Consider the following 16,495-nt stretch of genomic DNA (forward strand, 5'->3'; position numbering starts at 1 on the left):
GCCGTCGGCACGCCCACGAGAGTCGTCAGCGTCAACCAGGCGTGCCCGGCCACGCCGTTCATCCCGGCCTACCAAGGCGTGAAGGTCGAGTGCGGCAAGCCCGGCGAGGACTACGCGGCCGGACGTACCGTGCCGGTCCGCGGAAACGCCCGAGCGGTCGTCCCGCCGGACGCCGTCACCGCGAGCGGCAGCGGCCTCGACCCGCACATCTCCGTCGCCTACGCCGAACTGCAGGCCCCCCGAGTCGCCAGGGAACGAGGGCTGGACGTACACAGGGTGCGGGCCCTGATCGCGGAGCACACCACCGGCAGGGCGCTCGGGTTCATGGGCGAGCCCGGCGTGAACGTGCTGGAGCTCAACCTGGCCCTCGACAGGAAGAGGTGAGCGGCCATGCCACGCGGGCGGCTGCGGATCTACCTCGGCGCGGCACCCGGGGTCGGCAAGACGTACGCCATGCTGTGCGAGGGGCACCGCCGCGGGGAACGCGGTACGGACGTCGTGGTCGGCCTAGTGGAGACCCACGGCCGCGCACGCACGGCGCAACTGCTGGAGGGGCTGGAGATCGTCCCCCGCCGAACCCTGACCTACCGGGGTGCGGCTTTCACCGAGATGGACGTCGACGCCGTCATCGCCCGGCGCCCGCGCGTCGCCCTGGTCGACGAGCTGGCGCACACCAACGTGCCCGGCTCACGCAACGCCAAGCGCTGGCAGGACATCGACGAACTCCTCGACGCCGGGATCGACGTGATCTCCACGGTCAACATCCAGCACCTGGAGTCGGTCAACGACGTCGTCCAGCACATCACCGGCATCCCCCAGCGGGAGACCGTGCCCGACGAGGTCGTACGGCGGGCCGACCAGGTCGAGCTGGTCGACATGACTCCGGAGGCGCTGAGGCGGCGGCTCGCGCACGGCAACGTGTACATGCCGGAGAAGGTGGACGCCGCGCTCGCCAACTACTTCCGGGTCGGCAACCTCACCGCGCTGCGCGAGCTGGCCCTGCTGTGGCTCGCCGACGAGGTGGACGAGCAGCTCGACCGCTACCGCGCCGAGCACGGCATCGCCGACACGTGGGAGGCGCGCGAGCGGGTCGTCGTCGCCCTGACCGGGGGACCGGAGGGCGACACCCTGGTCCGGCGGGCGGCCCGCATCGCCGCCCGCACCAAGGGCGCCGACCTGCTCGCCGTGCACGTCACCCGGGCCGACGGGCTCGCCGGAGGCGACCCGGCACTGCTGGCCCGCCAGCGTGCCCTCGTCGAGAGCATGGGCGGCACCTACCACCAGGTGGTGGGCGACGACGTGCCGCGGGCGCTCCTGGAGTTCGCCCGCGGCGTCAACGCCACCCAGCTCGTGCTCGGCGCCTCCCGGCGCGGCCGGTTCGCCCAGATCTTCAGCAGGGGGGTGGGCGTCGAGACGACCGCCAGGTCCGGCTCGATCGACGTCCACATGATCACGCATGAGCAGGCGAAGAAGGGGCGGGAGCGCCCGCAGCGGTCGCGGGCGGCGCTCACCCGGCAGCGCAGGCTGACGGGGTGGGCCGTCGCGCTCACCGGCCTGCCGCTGCTCACCGCCGTCCTGCTTCCCTTCCGGGGCACGCTGGCGCTGCCGAGCTTCATCCTGCTGTTCCTGACCACCGTCGTGGGCGTGGCGCTGATCGGCGGCATGTGGCCGGCGATCACGGCGGCGGTCGCCGGCTCCCTGCTGCTGAACTTCTTCTTCACCCCGCCGACGCACACCCTGACGATCGCCAATCCGGAGAACTTCTTCGCCCTGGTCGTCTTCGTGTTCGTCGCGGCGGCGGTCAGCATGATCGTGGACGTGGCGGCCCGCCGTACGAGGGAGGCGGCCCGCGCCGGGGCGGACGCGGAGATCCTGTCCGCGCTGGCCGGGCACGTGCTGCGCGGCGAGGCCGCCGTGCCCTCCCTGCTCGCGCGTACGCGGGAGACGTTCGGCCTGGTCTCGGTCACCCTGCTGGAACGGCGGCCCGAGGCGGGGCAGGGACCGGACGACCGGTCCGACCCCTCCTCCTGGCGGATCGTCGCCACCTCGGGGGGAGAGCCGTGCACCTGCCCGGACGCCGCCGGCATCGACGTGGACATCGACGGCGATCTCGTGCTCGCCGCGCGCGGCAGGCTGCTCGACGCGTCCGAGCGCCGCGTGATCGAGGCGTTCGCCGCGCAGGTCGCGGTGGCCCTGCGGCAGGAACGGCTGGAGGAGGAGGCCGGGCAGGCCAGGCCGCTCGCGGAGGCCGACAGGATGCGCACCGCGCTGCTCGCGGCGGTCAGCCACGATCTGCGCACCCCGCTGGCCGCCGCGAAGGCCGCAGTGGAGAGCCTGCGCGCCACCGACGTCGAGTGGTCCGCGGAGGACCGCGCCGAGCTGCTGGAGACCGCGGACGAGTCGCTGGCCAGGCTCGACCGCCTGGTGGCGAACCTTCTCGACATGAGCCGCCTGCAGGCCGGGGTACTCGGCGTGGCCGCCCAGCCGGTCGCCGTCGAGGAGGTCGTGCCCCGGGCGGTCGACGACATCGAGCCGCTCACCGCCGAGGTGAAGATCGACATCCCGCACGACCTCCCCGAGGTCGTCGCCGATCCGGCGCTGCTGGAGCGGGTGCTCGCCAACCTCGTCGCCAACGCCGTCCGCTACACCCCCGCCGGGGAGAGCGTGCTCGTCACCGCCAGCAGATACGGCAACCGGGCCGAGGTCCGGATAATCGACCGCGGGCCCGGTGTGCCGCGCGACGCCTACGACCGGATCTTCCTGCCCTTCCAGCGGCTGGGGGACCGGGACAACCACAGCGGGGTCGGACTGGGCCTGGCCCTGGCACGCGGACTGACCGAGGCGATGGGAGGAGAGTTGACGCCCGACGAGACGCCCGGGGGAGGGCTCACCATGATCCTGACCCTGCCCGTCGCCGTACACCTCCACGACCTGCGTGAGAGCCCGGCGGAACACGGCGGTTCCCGGGGGCTCGACGGTTCTCCGGATCTCGACGGTTCTCCGGATCTCGACGGTTCTCCGGATCTCGACGGTTCTCCGGATCTCGGCGGTGGAGCGCCGTGAGCCGGATCCTCGTCGTCGACGACGAGCCGCAGATCCTGCGCGCGCTGCGGATCAACCTGGCCGCGCGCGGATATGAGGTCGTCGTCGCGGTGGACGGCGGCTCCGCGCTGCGCGAGGCCGCGGACCGGCGTCCCGACCTGATCGTGCTGGACCTCGGGCTGCCCGACATGGACGGGGTCGAGGTCATCCACGGCGTACGCGGCTGGAGCAGCGTGCCGATCATCGTGCTGTCGGGGCGCACCGGCAACCAGGACAAGATCGACGCGCTGGACGCCGGCGCGGACGACTACGTCACCAAGCCCTTCGGGGTGGACGAGCTGCTGGCTCGCGTGCGCGCGGTGACCCGGCGCACCGGCTCCCGGGAGAGCGAGCCCGCCCGCGTACGGGTCGGGGAGCACGTGATCGACCTCGCCGAGAAGACCGTCTCCGGCGACGTACGGCTGACGCCGACCGAGTGGCACATCCTCGAACTCCTCGTGCGCAATCCCGGCAAGCTGATCAGCCAGCGGCAGCTGCTGAGCGAGGTGTGGGGTGCGCAGTACGTCAAGGAGACGCACTACCTGCGGCAGTACATGGCCCAGCTCCGGCGCAAGCTGGAGAAGGAGCCCGCCCACCCCACCCACCTGATCACCGAGCCGGGCATGGGCTACCGCTTCACTCCCTGACGGCCGCACTCCGACGTCGTGCCGCGGCGGCCCTTCGACCGCTCCGGCACGGCGCTCCGATACGACGCTTCGGGACGGCGCTTCGGAGGAGGACGCTCTGGGACGCGTCGGGACGGGCTGGGACGGCTCGGGACGGGTTCGGGGAAGGGAGCGTCGGGACGCCTCGCGGGGGCGGAACTGTCGGTCGGGTGCGGAAGAATCGCCTTCATCATGACCACCACCACCGCGCCGACGAATCCCGCGCCGACCATCCCCGCGCAGGCGGACGTGCCCGCACGTTCCCTGCCGGTCGAGCTCGTCGACGGCCCGGGGGGCGGGCTCTACCTGCTCCCCTTCGCGCCGCTCACCCCGGACGACTGCGAGGCCCTGTCCGTGCTCCTCGCCGCCCGTGCCGCCGCCGTACGCCGGAGGGAATCCGCATGATCGTCTGGTTGAACGGGACGTTCGGCGCGGGGAAGACCACCACGTCGGCGGAGCTCGTGCGGTTGATCCCGGAGGCTCATTTCTTCGACCCCGAGCAGGTGGGCATCATGCTCAGGCATGCCACGGGCCTGCCCAAGGTCGAGGACTTCCAGGACTGGGCGCTCTGGCGGACGCTCGTCGTGGAGACCGTCACGCGTCTGGCCGGGCAGCTCGGCGGCGTCCTCGTCCTGGCCCAGACCGTCCTGGTCGAGGACTACTGGCAGGAGATCCGCGCGGGCCTGGAGACGGCGGGCATCCCGCTGCACCACTTCGTGCTCCACGCCGACCGGGCCACGCTCGTCCGCAGGATCGAGGGGGACCCGCAGCTGCCCCCGTCATGGCGGCTGGACCATCTGACGGCCTACCAGGACGCACTCCCCTGGCTCAGCCGGGAGGCACGGATCGTCGACACGACGCACCTCCCCCCGACCGGGGTCGCGGCGCACATCGCCGCCGCCGTCACACCCGATCGGACCTGACCCGCCTGATTTTCAGCTCGATGAGATGAGCCCCTAGCGCCTGACGTAAGTGAGCCATGGTCAGTGTGGCGCGGATCACATCGGGCGCATGTCACGAACGGGCGGGCCGCTTCCATCTGCTGGTCGTCAACGGTCAGACGAGGAGGCGGAACGATGAGCGCACAGCACGAAGCCGGTATGGCGACCACCCACCGAGTGGTGATCCTGGGTGCGGGATACGCGGGCCTGTCCACGGTGATCCAGCTCGCGTCGAGGGTCGGGCCGGGCGAGAACATGCGGGTCACCCTGGTGAACGCGCAGGAGCGGTTCACCGAGCGGCTGCGGCTGCACATGACGGCGAGCGGGCAGCGGCTCGCCGAGCTGAGCATCCCCGAACTGCTGGAGGGCACGGGCGCGCACTTCGAGCGCGGGTGGGTGACGGCGGTGGACGTGAACGCGAAGACCGTGCGGATCGACGACGAACGCGTCCTGCCCTACGACACGCTGGTGTACGCGCTGGGCGGCGTGACCGACACGGCGGCGGTCCCGGGGGTCGAGGACCACGCGTACACCCTGAACAGCGCCCAGGACGCCGAGGTGCTGGCCGACCGGCTGTCGCGGCTCGGCAGGGGCACGGTGGTGGTCGTCGGCAGTGGGCTGACCGGCGTCGAATCGGCCGCGGAGATCGCCGAGCGGCACCCGGAGCTGAACGTCGTGCTGCTGGGCCGCGGCGAGCCAGGGGCGGCCATGAACCCGAAGGCCAGGGCATACGTCCGGGCCGCGCTCGACCGCCTGAAGGTGGAGGTGCGCAGCGGGGCCGAAGTGGTGAAGGTGCTGCCCGGCACGGTCGAGCTGGCCGGCGGGGAGAGCGTGGCGGCCGACGCGGTCCTGTGGACGAGCGGCACGCGGGTGTCGCCGCTGGCGTCCGCCGCCGGGCTGACCGTCGACGAGCACGGCCGGATCGTCACCGACGCCGCGCTGCGGTCGGTGTCCCACGCCGAGGTGTACGCCGTGGGTGACGCGGCGGCGATCCGCCAGGGGTACGGCGTCATGCACGGCACCTGCCAGAGCGGCATGCCGACCGGTGTGCACGCCGCGCTGTCGATCCTCCGGGAGCTGAAGGGCAAGCGGCCCAAGCCGTTCCGCTTCGGCTACTACCACACGCCGGTCAGTCTGGGCAGGCACGACGCGGTCGTGCAGTTCACCCACCCCGACGACAGCCCCCGGCGGCTGTACCTGACAGGCCGCGTCGCCGTCCGATACAAGGAGACGGTGACTGCCGCACCGTGGCCCACGTGGGGCCGCATGAAGAAGATGCCCGCCTCGGGCGTGTTCTGGCCCCGCGGGGGCCGCTTCACCCGCGTCCGGGAGGCGTGATGACCCAGCCCCCCGAGATGACCCGGCCCCCGTACCTGACCGAGACCGCCGACCTCGACCAGCAGGTGTTCGTCCAGCACCGGAACCTGCTGTTCTCGGTGGCCTACCGCTTCCTCGGAAGCGCGGCCGACGCCGAGGACGCGGTCCAGGACGCCTGGCTCAACTGGTCGGCGGCCGACCGTTCGCAGGTGGCCGACCCGAAGGCGTACCTGACGCGGATCGTGTCGAACGTGGCGCTGGAACGGCTGCGCTCCATGCAGCGCAAGCGTGAGGCCTATGTGGGGCCGTGGCTTCCGGAGCCCATCCTGACCAGCGGAGACACCGCCGAGACCGTCGCGGACGCCGAGTCGGTGTCGATGGCGATGCTCGTCGTGCTGGAGACGCTGAGCCCGCTCGAGCGTGCGGTGTTCGTGCTGAAGGAGGTCTTCGACTTCAGCCACGCCGAGATCGCGGAGGCGGTCGAGCGGTCCGAGGCCGCCGTGCGGCAGGCCGCGCACCGCGCCCGCGAGCACGTGCGGGCCCGGCGGCCGCGCTTCGCGACGGACCGGTCGCGGCAGCGTCAGGTCACCGAGCGGTTCTTCGCCGCCGCCACCGGCGGTGACGTGAACGCCCTGATGGAGCTGCTGTCCCCGGACGTCACCCTGTGGACCGACGGCGGCGGCAAGGTCCGCCAGGCCCTGCGCCCGGTCGTGGGCGCGGCGACGGTGGCCGCCTGGTTCGCGGCCGTCGGCACGGTCAGCTACCAGGGCGTCGAGCCCGCCGACATGAACGCCGAGCTCGTCGAGATCAACGGCGGTCCCGGCATCGTCTTCAGCGCTCCGGGTCGCGTGGTCGCCACCGTCACCTTCGATTTCGACACCGACGGCCGGATCACCACCATCCACAACGTGGCCAACCCGGACAAACTCCGAGCGGTCGCCGATGGCACCACCCGCAGCCTCGGGACGCGCTGAGCACCGGCCTCCGGCAGGCGCGGCGGCGACGGCCGCCGCGCCCGGCGACGAGGCCGTCAACGAACGCGGCTCAGCACACGCAGCAGGTGGAGCAGGGCTCGGCGTCCGGCAGCGTGATCCACAGGCAGCACGTGCGGCGGCGATATCCGTCGCCGTCGGGCGCGAGCAGTCCGGCCACCGGCGGCCCGATCTCGTCCAGCAGGCGGGCCGCCTCGGCGTACGACCCGAGCGTGAGCAGCGGGTGGGCGAACGCCTCCGCGGTGGAGCCCCACAGGGTGCGCTCGCCCACCTTGGTCAGGGTGCTGAGCGTCCTGACGAACGGATACTGGCTCTCCAGGAGCGCCTCCCCGATGGCCGCCGCGAGGCCGGGGACGACGACGGTGCCCTCGGCCCCGGCCAGCGGGTCGCCGGGGAGCACGGCCACGGTCACCCGCGACGCCGCGACCGTCACTCCGGCGGCGGACGGCCTGACCAGCGTGTCCTCCAGGCGCATCAGCGGCACCCGGCGGCCGAGCCCCCAGCCCAGGGCCATCGGCATCGTGTGCCAGTAGCCGTAGGTCTTCCACAGCAGCGCCGCCGCCACGTGACGCGGCGCGCTCCAGCGTCCGGCCGTCTCGTCCACCAGCGCGAGCAGACCCTCGTACGGCTCCCGCACCAGGTCGGCGGCGGGGACCCAGCCGGGGGAGTCGTCGGCGACCAGCCTGGGCAGGACCCCCAGCACGCCGCCCCGCTCCGCCGCGAGGCCTTCCAAGTGGCTGGAAAGGGCGTCGAGCAGCACTCCGCACTCCTTGATGTCAGTGGTGGTCTCTGGCGAGGAAGAGCAGCCGGGCCCGGTCGAGGGCCGTGACCCGTCCCTGGGCGAAGGCCAGTTCGTACGGATCGCCCGCGCGTGGATGGGGGGTGCCCCAGGCGTCCCGATACAGCCTGCTCACGACGCCGCTCCCGGCGGAGTCCGCATCATCGCGTAACCGGTTCCGTACGGCGGCGGGCGGCGGGAACGACCAGCGGAGTGCCGGTCTCCGGGTCGTCGATCACCCGGCAGGGCAGCCGGAAGACCTCCTCCACCAGGCCGGCCGTCATGACCTCTCCGGGCGGCCCGGCGGCCACGACCCGGCCGTCGCGCATCGCGATCAGATGGGTGGCGTAGCGGGCGGCGTGGTTGAGGTCGTGGAGCACCGCCACGAGCGTGCGTCCGCGCTCCTCGTGCAGCCGGGCGCACAGGTCGAGGACCTCGATCTGGTGGGCGATGTCCAGATAGGTCGTCGGTTCGTCCAGGAGCAGCAGCGGCGTCTCCTGCGCCAGTGCCATCGCGATCCACACGCGCTGGCGCTGGCCCCCGGACAGCTCGTCGACCAGGCGTCCGGCCAGGTCGGCGACCCCGGTGGCCTCCATGGACTCGCGCACCACCCGCTCGTCGTCGGCCGACCACTGGCGCAGCAGCCGCTGGTGGGGATAGCGCCCGCGGCCGACCAGCTCGGCGACCGTGATGCCGTCCGGTGCGACGGACGTCTGGGGCAGCAGGCCGAGGGTCCTGGCGACCTTCCTCGCGGGCAGGGAGGTGATGTCCCGCCCGTCGAGCAGCACGGTTCCGGCGGCCGGCCGGAGCGTGCGCGCCAGCGCCCGCAGCAGCGTGGACTTGCCGCAGGCGTTGGGCCCGATGATCACGGTGAAGGACCGGTCGGGGATGGCGACGTCGAGGCCCTCGGCGACGACCCTCTTGTCGTAGGAGAGGGTCAGCGCGCTGCCGCTGAGGCGCGGCCCGTCGTCGTGCGTTCCTGCCATGGCGTTCCTGTCCACGATCGTGTCGGTCAAATCCGTCCCGCCTTCCGCTGGGCGGCGAGCAGCCAGACGAGGTAGCCGCCGCCGAGCACTCCCGTCACCACTCCGACGGGCAGCTGGTGACCCGCGAACAGCCGCTGCGCGGCCAGGTCGGCGCCGGTCAGCAGCGCCGCGCCCGTGCACGTCGCGGCGAGCAGGTTCGGCCCGGGCGCCCCGGTCATCCGCCTGGCCAGGTGCGGGGCGGTGAGCGCGACGAACGACACGGGCCCGGCGGCCGCCGCCGCCAGGGACGTGAGCAGCACGGCGGCCCCCAGCAACACCAGGCGCATGCCCTGCACCCTCACCCCGAGGCCGCGCGCCAGGTCGTCGCCCATCTCCGTGATGGCCAGCGGGCGCGCGCAGCCGAGCAGCACCACCGGCGCCAGCACCGCCATCGCGGCGAGCAGCGGGAGGACGTCCTCCCAACCGCGCCCGTCCAGGCTCCCGGTGAGCCACAGCATGGCCCGTGCCGCCTCCATCAGCCGCCCCCGGGTCAGCAGGTAGCCGTTGACGCCGGTGAGGATGGCGGTGGCGCCGATGCCCACCAGCACGAGGCGGTGGCTGTGCAGGCCGCCGCGCCAGGCCAGCGCGTAGATGACCACTCCGGTGACGATCCCGCCGAGCACCGCGCCGCCCGCGAGCGCCGCGCTGCCGCCTCCCGTGACGACCACGAGGAGCGCCCCCGCCGACGAGCCCTGGGTGAACCCGAGCAGGTCGGGGCTGCCCAGCGGGTTGCGTACGAGCGACTGGAAGACCGCGCCGGCCAGTGCGAGGGCGGCGCCCACGAGCAGCGCGGTGACCACGCGGGGCAGCCGGAGCTCGTGCACGACGAAGTCCTCGGCCGGGCTGCCGCCGCCCAGGACGGTGCGGACGACGTCCGAGGGGCTCATCGGATAGTCGCCGCCGCCCACCGCGAGCACGCCGAAGACGAGCGCGAGCAGCAGGCAGCCGGCTCCGACGGCGACGGCCCTGAAGCGCAGGGGCATTCCGCCGGCGATCCTTCGGACGGGCATGGATCTCACGGCGGTCATGCGCGGACCTTCCTTCGCAGGAAGTACAGGAACAGCGGGCCGCCGAGCACCGCCGTGACGATGCCCGCCTGCAGCTCGCCCGGCCTGGCCACCAGCCGCCCGAGCACGTCGGCGCCGAGCAGCAGCACGGGTGCGAGCAGCGCGCAGCAGGGGAGCATCCAGCGCTGGCCGGGGCCGGTCAGCGCACGGACGAGGTGCGGCACCATGAGCCCGACGAAGACGATGGGCCCGCAGGCCGCCGTCGCCGCCCCGCACAGCAGCGTCACCGCCACGATGGCGCCCGCGCGGACCCGGGCGGGATGCGCGCCGAGCGAGCGCGCCGAGTCGTCGCCGAGCGCGAGCGCGTTGAGCGGCCTGGCCAGGGCCAGCGCCAGCAGCAGGCCCGCCGCGATGAACGGCGCCATCATGGCCGCGGTCGCGCCCTGCGCGCTCGCCAGCGAGCCGACCGTCCAGAAGCGCATGGTCTCCAGCGAGGCCGCGTCGAGCAGCATCGTCCCGTTCACGTACGAGTAGAGCGCGGCGTTGACGGCGGCTCCCGCGAGCGCCAGCCGGGCCGGGGTCGCCGCGCGCCCGCCGCCCACGGCGTACACCAGCACGGACACGGCCGCCGCGCCGGCCAGGGCGAACCAGACGTAGCCCTGGAACGTCGCCACCCCGAAGATCCCGGCGGCCGTGGCCACCGCCGCCGAGGCGCCCGCGTTGATCCCCAGCAGGCCGGGGTCGGCCAGGGGGTTGCGGGTCAGCGCCTGCATGACGCCGCCCGCGACTCCCAGCGCGACTCCGGCGAGCAGCCCGAGCAGGGTGCGCGGCAGCCGCATCTGGTGGACGACCGTGTAGGCGGCCGAGCCGGCGTCAACGAGCCCGTGCCAGACCTCGGCCGGGGAGAGCTGCCGGGCGCCGAGACCGAGGCTGAGCACGAGGACGGCGCCCAGGGCGATCGCCGAGCCCAGCAGCGCCGCGACGCGCCGGCCGTTTTCCGCGCGTTTTCGCGGCGGCCCCGCAGGCTCGCTGATCTGCGCGGACTCCATGACGACCACGACCGGCTCCGGTGGGGGGCGGGGGGCGATTTCCATCACCCCTCTGGACAAGAACTTAGGTAAGGGTAACCTAACTAACGATCAGCCCCCAAGACTCTGGGGCATGCGAGAGAAAGACGAACCGTGCGAAACCTGAACTCCCCCACGTCCCGTCGCGGCTTCTTCGCGGCGGGCGGAGCGGCCGTACTCACCCTGGCGCTGGCCGCCTGCGGGTCGAGCGATCCTGTGCCCTCCTCCGCAGGTCAGAGCGCGAAATCGTGGTCCTTCACGGACGACAGGAAGGAGGCGGTCACGGCCGCGGCCGTCCCGTCGCGGGTCGTGGCGTTCACCGGGACGGCGGCGGTGCTCGCCGACTACGGCCTGCAGCAGAAGGTCGCGGGCGTCTTCGGTGAGACCAAGCGCGCCGACGGCTCGCCCGACCCGCAGGCCGGCGACCTGGACGTGAACAAGGTCACGATCCTCGGCAACGTCTGGGGCGAGTTCAACATCGAGAAGTACGCCGCACTGCGTCCCGACCTTCTCGTCACGCACATGTACGACCCCGGGGCCCTGTGGTACGTCCCGGACGAGAGCAAGGACAAGATCGTCAAGCTGGCCCCGACCGTGGCCGTCAGCGTGGCCCGTGTGCCGATGACCGAGCCGATCGAGCGGTATGCCGCCCTCGCCGAGTCGCTCGGCGCGGACCTCGGCGCTCCGAAGGTCGCCGAGGCCAAGGCCAGGTTCGAGGCCGCCGCCGAGAGCGTGCGCAAGGCGGTCGCCGGCAACCCCGGCATCAAGGTCCTGGCCGCCTCGGGCAGCCCCGACGTGCTGTACGTCTCCAACCCGGAGGTCAACACCGACCTCATGTACTTCACCCAGCTGGGGGTCGACGTCGTCACGCCGGAAAAGCCCGGCGACGGCGGCTACTACGAGAACCTGAGCTGGGAGAACGCCGACAAGTACGACGCCGACCTGATCCTGCTCGACAACCGAAGCACCGCGCTGCAGCCCGAGGACCTGACGTCCAAGCCGTCCTGGGGCACGCTGCCCGCCGTCAAGGCCGACCAGGTCATCGGCTGGGATCCCGTGCCGCGCTTCTCGTACGCCGGAGCCGCGCCGATCCTGGAGAACCTTGCCTCGGCGATCCGGAACGCCAAGAAGCTCGGCTGACCCCACGTCGGAGAAATCACCCGGGGACACGTGTCGTGGCCGACACGACCTCGCCGTACTCCTTCCTGAGCTACCTGAAGGAGACCGGCAGGCTCTATCCCTTCTACATCCGCGAGAGCTTCTACCAGCTCCGCGCCGAATACGACGCGTACTGCCGGTGGGCCGCCGCGCGGCTGCGCGGCGTCCGCTTCGGCCACCGGGTGACCTCCGGTGACGTACGACGAGGCCGACGGACACTACGTCGTACGCGCGGTGACGGAGAACGGTGAGGAGACCGAGCACCGGGCCCCGCACCTCGTGCTCGGCACCGGCATCCCGCCGTACGTGCCGGAGGCCTGCCGCGACCTCGGCGGCGATCTCGTGCATAACACCGGCTATCTCGACGCCAAGGCCGCGGTTCTGGCTGGATCTCTACCGCAGGGTCGCTCGTGCCAACGGCGGCACCCCTGACGCCGACCGCCGCCTGCACGCCTGGGCGAGGGAGGCGGGCTGAGCGACATCCCTTGGCATCACCGTCACATCACTGTCACGGGGGGCGAATCAGCCGAGGCTGGGTCTTGTCGCCTTCGAGGGCCGCCCGCATGCTTGGGAAGCCCTCACCCCCCGACGGAAGGACGTGGCGTGCTCACGCTCAGAGGCAAGTTCGGTGTGGAGGACAGCGCCTACGCCAAGGCGTGGAAGACGTTCCAGCCCATCTCGAACACCGACGCGATCATCGCCGACAGGCTGACCACTCTGGACCTGGTCACGGAGGACGCGGGACGCCAGGGAGAGACCTACCTGATCATCGACGGGCGGGACATCGACCATACGGTCCCGAGCGTGGTGCTGGTCGACGGCGTCTGGGACGCGAAGGTCGTCGTCCGCATTCGCCTGCACGGCGGCCTCAAGTACCCGGAGATCCTGGAGAGCCTTGCGCACGAATGGGGCATCCACGCGGAGAAGGGCTGGACGTTCGCGTCCTACATCCGCAAGACCACGAAGCTCGAGGCCATGCGCAAGTACTACACCGAGCTCTTCCCTCCCGCGAAGAGCGCGGTCGACCTGCCGGACCACCGCCTGCTGGCCGAGGGCGTCCACGAACGGCATCGTGAGCTGATGTTCGCCCTGCGGAAGCTGGAGCCGAAGCTCGCGGACGCCCTGCTGGCGGCGTGGCAGGACGACATCGACAACTACGCCGAGAGCGCGAGGACGGGCAGGAAGGCCACCGCGTCCTGGAACGTGCCACAGGCCTCGACCGAGACCACGACCACTCAGACGACCGCTCAGGACACCGGGGACGACGACGCTCCGCTGACGGACGAGAACGACCGGAAGGCGTTCGACGACTGGCTCGGCGAGGGCGAGGGTGAGAGCGGGGGCGACGACACCGGCCGGCAGGACGGGGACGACGACGACAACACCTGAGTGGTGCCGAAGCCGGCCCCGTCACTGCCGGGAGGTTGTCAGCGGTCGGCCACGTTGGCGGCGACGATCTTCGGGGTGAACTCGAAGAGGTTGGGGTCACGCGGGTCGACGGTGGCCGACACCCAGTGGGTGTTGCCGTCACCGAACGTCTCGACCCGCGTGAACTTCGCCACGACCTGGCCGTTGTCGTACTTCATCGGCTTGTCGAGCTTGAAGTAGTGGCTGTCGCCGTGCACCAGCGCCGACTGGCCGGGGAACGCGAGGACCTGCCTGCGCAGCTCGGGCAGGATCTCGTTGTAGCCGTCGTACTGCGCGGGCTGCAGCTTCTGCTCGTTGTTGAAGTTGGGGTCGGCCTGCCAGGCGACCATCACGCCCTTCAGTCCCTGCTTCGCGGCCAGCGCGTAGGACTCCGACAGCCAGTGGATGTTGGCCTGCTCGCGCTCCTGGTGCTCGGCCGTCATGCGCGCGATCTCGCTGTCGGGACGGTTCTCGCCGTCGACGCCGGCGTGCGGCAGGTTGTCGTTGGAGCCCTGGACGTTGAGGCCGATGTACATCACGGGCCCGTACACCCAGCGGACGTTCTCCCGGTACTTCTCGTAACCGGGCTCGGAGCTCTCCCGCTGCACGGTCATCGTGTGCCGGCCGAGGGTCTGGTCGGTCGGGTAGAAGACCTGGCGCTCGTGGTCGAGCCGCTCCAGGGCGTCGAAGCCGCCGGTGCCCGCGCCGTACCGGCCCCAGCAGTCCGTCCAGTCGTTGTCGCCGGGGAGGACGACCACGGGGCGCTTCAGCGTGTTGAAGGAGGCGAGCGAGGTGCTGTACAGCGCGTCGTCGCAGGTGCCGTCGCCGCCCGCCTTGAGGTCGCCGTCGAAGATGGAGAACTCGATGTCCGACTTGTTCATGTCGGCCAGCAGGCGCGGGTACTCCACCCGGCCCTGCGGGCCGTACGGCATGTCGCCGAAGAGCCCGACGGTGTACGGCCGGCCCTTGGCGTTGTCGGGCCCGTCACCGTGCCGTTCGTTGGCGGCGTTCGCGCTGCCCGCGCCGACGGTCAGGGCCGCGGTCGCGGTCGCGGCGGCCGCGATGGCCGCACGTCGCATGATGCTCCACATGGCAGAAGCTCCGTTTCACGGGGGAAGATCGGCGGCAGACTACTGAGCCTGGAGTGCACTCCCGTGACATGACGCGTTGCTGCGCAATGGCCTTTCGGGAAACTTCCGCGTGATCGACGGCGGTGCGCCGGAGCCGTCCACGTCAGTACGCGTCAGTACGCCGTGGGACGGAGCGGGCCGGACGTCACGGCTTGCGGGCGACCGCGCCCACGTAGCCGCTGCGGCTCGGGTCGCCCGGGTACGTGTCGTCGCGGGGACGCCAGCTCTCGACCGGCACGACTCCGGGCTCCAGCAGCTCCATGCCGTCGAAGTGGGGGGCGAGCGCCGCCGGCCCGCGGTGCACGATGCCGTCCGCCGAGGTCTTGCTGTAGACGGAGCGGACCTCGTCGGCCTTGTCCTCGTCGATCGTCGCGGAGTAGGCGTGCGAGACGACCAGGTAGCCGCCGGAGGGCAGCGCGTCCCGCAGCGTCGCCGTGACGCCGCGGACGGAGTCCTCGTCGGTGAAGGAGTGCAGGAGGGCGAGCACCAGGATCGCGATCGGCTGGGTGAAGTCGAAGTGGTCCCTGATCTGGGGATCGTCCAGGATCTCCTTCGGCCGGCGCAGGCCGCCCTCCAGCACGATCGTCTCGGGGGGGTCGGCGAGGAGGGCGCGGGCGTGGACCAGCACGATCGGGTCGTTGTCCACGTAGGCCACGCGGGCGTCCGGGGCGATCGCGGCGCGGTCGGAGGGGAAGTTGTCCTTGCCCCCGAGGAAGTAGTCGTAGATACGGGCCATGCTCGGAACCGTCGGATCGATGCCCGGCGGTGCGCGCCCTCAACGCGGCCGTCGGCTTCGAGGTCGCCGGCACCGTCGTCAACCGCCGGTTCGAGGCGGCCACCGATCGCTACTCGCCCTACCGGAAGATGCCGGCGGCGCTGTGGCGGGAGAGCCCGGTCGCGGGCCTGGAACCGGGCCGGCGCCTGGCCACCATAGCCTCCCTGCTCCACGTTTCCTCTGGAGGGCCAGGGGACGAGGCGGGGCGGTCATTCGCGGCGGCGCTGATCGAGCAGTCGGGCCTCGCCCCCGAGGCGTGGCTGCGGCGCTATCTCGACGCGTACCTCGTGCCGCTGCTGCACGCCTTCTACGCCTACGACCTGGCGTTCATGCCGCACGGCGAGAACGTCATCCTGGTCCTGGACGGCGGCGCGGTGGAACGGGTGATCTTCAAGGACATCGCCGAGGAGATCGTGGTCATGGACCCGGACGCGGACCTGCCGCCCGAGGTCCGGCGGATCCGCGCCGAGGTTCCCGAGGACCACCGGCTGCCGTCGATCTTCAGCGACGTCTTCGACTGCTTCCTGCGCTTCCTCAACGCGGTGCTCGCCACGGACGGCGTGCTGGACGAGGACGTCTTCTGGCGGACCGTCGCCGAGTGCGCGACGGCCTACCAGCGGTCGGTCCCGCACCTCGCGGACCGGTTCCGGCGCCACGACCTGTTCGCGGAGACGTTCGCCCTGTCGTGCCTCAACCGCCTGCAACTGCGGAACAACCGGCAGATGGTGGACCTGACCGACCCGTCGGCCACGCTGCAGATGGCCGGCGAGCTGGTCGACCCCATCGCCCGCTTCGCTCCGGTTCGTCTTGAGGGCGGAGGCGCTACGCCGGGGCGTACGTGAGGCAGTCGGCCTCGTCCCGGGCGTAGCCGATGTCGATGCCGGGCGCCTGGCACTCCAGCGACACGTTGTGCCGGCAGTCGGATATCTTGCACGCGCCCACCCGGCCCACGGTCTCCTGGTCGCCTCCCGGGGTGGGTGCGGTGAAGAACGTGTCGCAGTGCGCGTGGGACACGTCCCCGACCGTGATGGCGGTGGCGTGGCACCTGCCGTCGCGGTTGTAGGCGCACGAGGTGGCCTCGCAACGGTTGACTACGGGCATCTCCATGAGCGGCTGTCCCCCCTGACGATCGTGGCTTTCGTCTTGGCTAAT

At 71.8% G+C, this 16,495-nt stretch carries 18 protein-coding genes and 1 pseudogene; 11 read left to right on the forward strand and 8 right to left on the reverse strand.

What is annotated here, in order from left to right:
- The 7 genes from BXA11_RS20935 to BXA11_RS20965 form a co-directional block, all read left to right on the forward strand.
- Positions 1–384: potassium-transporting ATPase subunit C (locus tag BXA11_RS20935; protein ID WP_143734421.1), on the forward strand; the 384-nt coding region annotated here is incomplete at its 5' end.
- Positions 385–390: 6 nt separating this feature from the next.
- On the forward strand, positions 391–3,063 hold the full coding sequence (locus tag BXA11_RS20940) for a sensor histidine kinase (RefSeq protein WP_083744436.1): 2,673 nt from the start codon (positions 391–393) through the stop codon (positions 3,061–3,063).
- Positions 3,060–3,728 carry a response regulator gene (locus tag BXA11_RS20945; protein ID WP_076437006.1) on the forward strand — a complete coding sequence of 223 codons (669 nt, stop codon included), beginning with the start codon at positions 3,060–3,062 and terminating at the stop codon, positions 3,726–3,728. The genes BXA11_RS20940 and BXA11_RS20945 overlap by 4 nt, the downstream gene beginning before the upstream one ends.
- Before the next feature lie 210 nt (positions 3,729–3,938).
- On the forward strand, positions 3,939–4,151 hold the full coding sequence (locus BXA11_RS20950; RefSeq protein WP_076437008.1) for a hypothetical protein: 213 nt from the start codon (positions 3,939–3,941) through the stop codon (positions 4,149–4,151).
- Positions 4,148–4,669, forward strand: a complete 522-nt coding sequence (locus BXA11_RS20955) for a P-loop nucleotide/nucleoside kinase family protein (protein WP_076437010.1) — start codon at positions 4,148–4,150, stop codon at positions 4,667–4,669. Before BXA11_RS20950 ends, BXA11_RS20955 begins: the two co-directional genes overlap by 4 nt.
- A gap of 153 nt (positions 4,670–4,822) precedes the next feature.
- Entirely contained in the window at positions 4,823–6,025 is a 1,203-nt protein-coding gene (locus BXA11_RS20960; RefSeq protein WP_076437012.1) for an NAD(P)/FAD-dependent oxidoreductase, read from the forward strand.
- Complete coding sequence (locus BXA11_RS20965) at positions 6,025–6,978, forward strand: RNA polymerase sigma-70 factor (RefSeq protein WP_239105083.1); 954 nt, start codon at positions 6,025–6,027, stop codon at positions 6,976–6,978. The genes BXA11_RS20960 and BXA11_RS20965 overlap by 1 nt, the downstream gene beginning before the upstream one ends.
- Positions 6,979–7,048: 70 nt before the next feature.
- On the opposite strand, the gene BXA11_RS43240 is transcribed toward BXA11_RS20965, so the two are convergent.
- From BXA11_RS43240 to BXA11_RS20990, 5 genes are read right to left on the reverse strand one after another with little or no spacing between them, the layout of a single operon-like run.
- Positions 7,049–7,756 carry a (2Fe-2S)-binding protein gene (locus BXA11_RS43240; protein WP_076437014.1) on the reverse strand — a complete coding sequence of 236 codons (708 nt, stop codon included), beginning with the start codon at positions 7,754–7,756 and terminating at the stop codon, positions 7,049–7,051.
- Positions 7,757–7,772: 16 nt separating this feature from the next.
- Entirely contained in the window at positions 7,773–7,910 is a 138-nt protein-coding gene (locus tag BXA11_RS42255; RefSeq protein ID WP_204053764.1) for a penicillin acylase family protein, read from the reverse strand.
- 25 nt (positions 7,911–7,935) lie between these two features.
- The gene (locus tag BXA11_RS20980; RefSeq protein ID WP_076437332.1) at positions 7,936–8,760 is read right to left on the reverse strand and encodes an ABC transporter ATP-binding protein; all 825 of its coding nucleotides are present in this window, start codon (positions 8,758–8,760) and stop codon (positions 7,936–7,938) included.
- A 26-nt stretch (positions 8,761–8,786) separates the two neighbouring features.
- Positions 8,787–9,827: a FecCD family ABC transporter permease gene (locus tag BXA11_RS20985; protein ID WP_239105082.1), complete on the reverse strand. Its 1,041-nt coding sequence runs from the start codon at positions 9,825–9,827 to the stop codon at positions 8,787–8,789.
- Positions 9,824–10,900, reverse strand: coding sequence for a FecCD family ABC transporter permease (locus BXA11_RS20990; RefSeq protein ID WP_083744437.1), 1,077 nt, complete (start codon positions 10,898–10,900; stop codon positions 9,824–9,826). Before BXA11_RS20990 ends, BXA11_RS20985 begins: the two co-directional genes overlap by 4 nt.
- Before the next feature lie 87 nt (positions 10,901–10,987).
- Between BXA11_RS20990 and BXA11_RS20995 the strand changes: the two genes are divergently transcribed.
- From BXA11_RS20995 to BXA11_RS21005, 3 genes and pseudogenes are all read left to right on the forward strand, one after another.
- Positions 10,988–12,013 (forward strand): ABC transporter substrate-binding protein, encoded by a 1,026-nt coding sequence (locus tag BXA11_RS20995; protein WP_076437016.1) that lies wholly within the window; start codon positions 10,988–10,990, stop codon positions 12,011–12,013.
- 35 nt (positions 12,014–12,048) lie between these two features.
- Positions 12,049–12,403, forward strand: a pseudogene (locus BXA11_RS21000) (SidA/IucD/PvdA family monooxygenase); the annotation flags it as partial.
- A gap of 231 nt (positions 12,404–12,634) precedes the next feature.
- Positions 12,635–13,420 carry a hypothetical protein gene (locus tag BXA11_RS21005; protein ID WP_076437018.1) on the forward strand — a complete coding sequence of 262 codons (786 nt, stop codon included), beginning with the start codon at positions 12,635–12,637 and terminating at the stop codon, positions 13,418–13,420.
- 38 nt (positions 13,421–13,458) lie between these two features.
- Here BXA11_RS21005 and BXA11_RS21010 read toward each other — a convergent pair whose 3' ends face one another.
- Both BXA11_RS21010 and BXA11_RS21015 read right to left on the reverse strand, forming a co-directional pair.
- Positions 13,459–14,517 (reverse strand): hypothetical protein, encoded by a 1,059-nt coding sequence (locus BXA11_RS21010; protein ID WP_076437335.1) that lies wholly within the window; start codon positions 14,515–14,517, stop codon positions 13,459–13,461.
- A 196-nt stretch (positions 14,518–14,713) separates the two neighbouring features.
- Positions 14,714–15,304, reverse strand: coding sequence for an SAM-dependent methyltransferase (locus tag BXA11_RS21015; protein WP_076437020.1), 591 nt, complete (start codon positions 15,302–15,304; stop codon positions 14,714–14,716).
- A gap of 29 nt (positions 15,305–15,333) precedes the next feature.
- Between BXA11_RS21015 and BXA11_RS21020 the strand changes: the two genes are divergently transcribed.
- Entirely contained in the window at positions 15,334–16,185 is an 852-nt protein-coding gene (locus tag BXA11_RS21020; protein ID WP_308441063.1) for an IucA/IucC family protein, read from the forward strand.
- On the opposite strand, the gene BXA11_RS21025 is transcribed toward BXA11_RS21020, so the two are convergent.
- Positions 16,166–16,450 (reverse strand): DUF1540 domain-containing protein, encoded by a 285-nt coding sequence (locus BXA11_RS21025; protein WP_076437022.1) that lies wholly within the window; start codon positions 16,448–16,450, stop codon positions 16,166–16,168. The two genes, BXA11_RS21020 and BXA11_RS21025, sit on opposite strands and share 20 nt — an antisense overlap.
- Positions 16,451–16,495: the final 45 nt, after the last annotated feature.

The sequence above is a fragment of the Microbispora rosea genome, assembly GCF_900156315.1.
In the GTDB taxonomy this organism is placed as follows: Bacteria; Actinomycetota; Actinomycetes; order Streptosporangiales; family Streptosporangiaceae; genus Microbispora; species Microbispora rosea.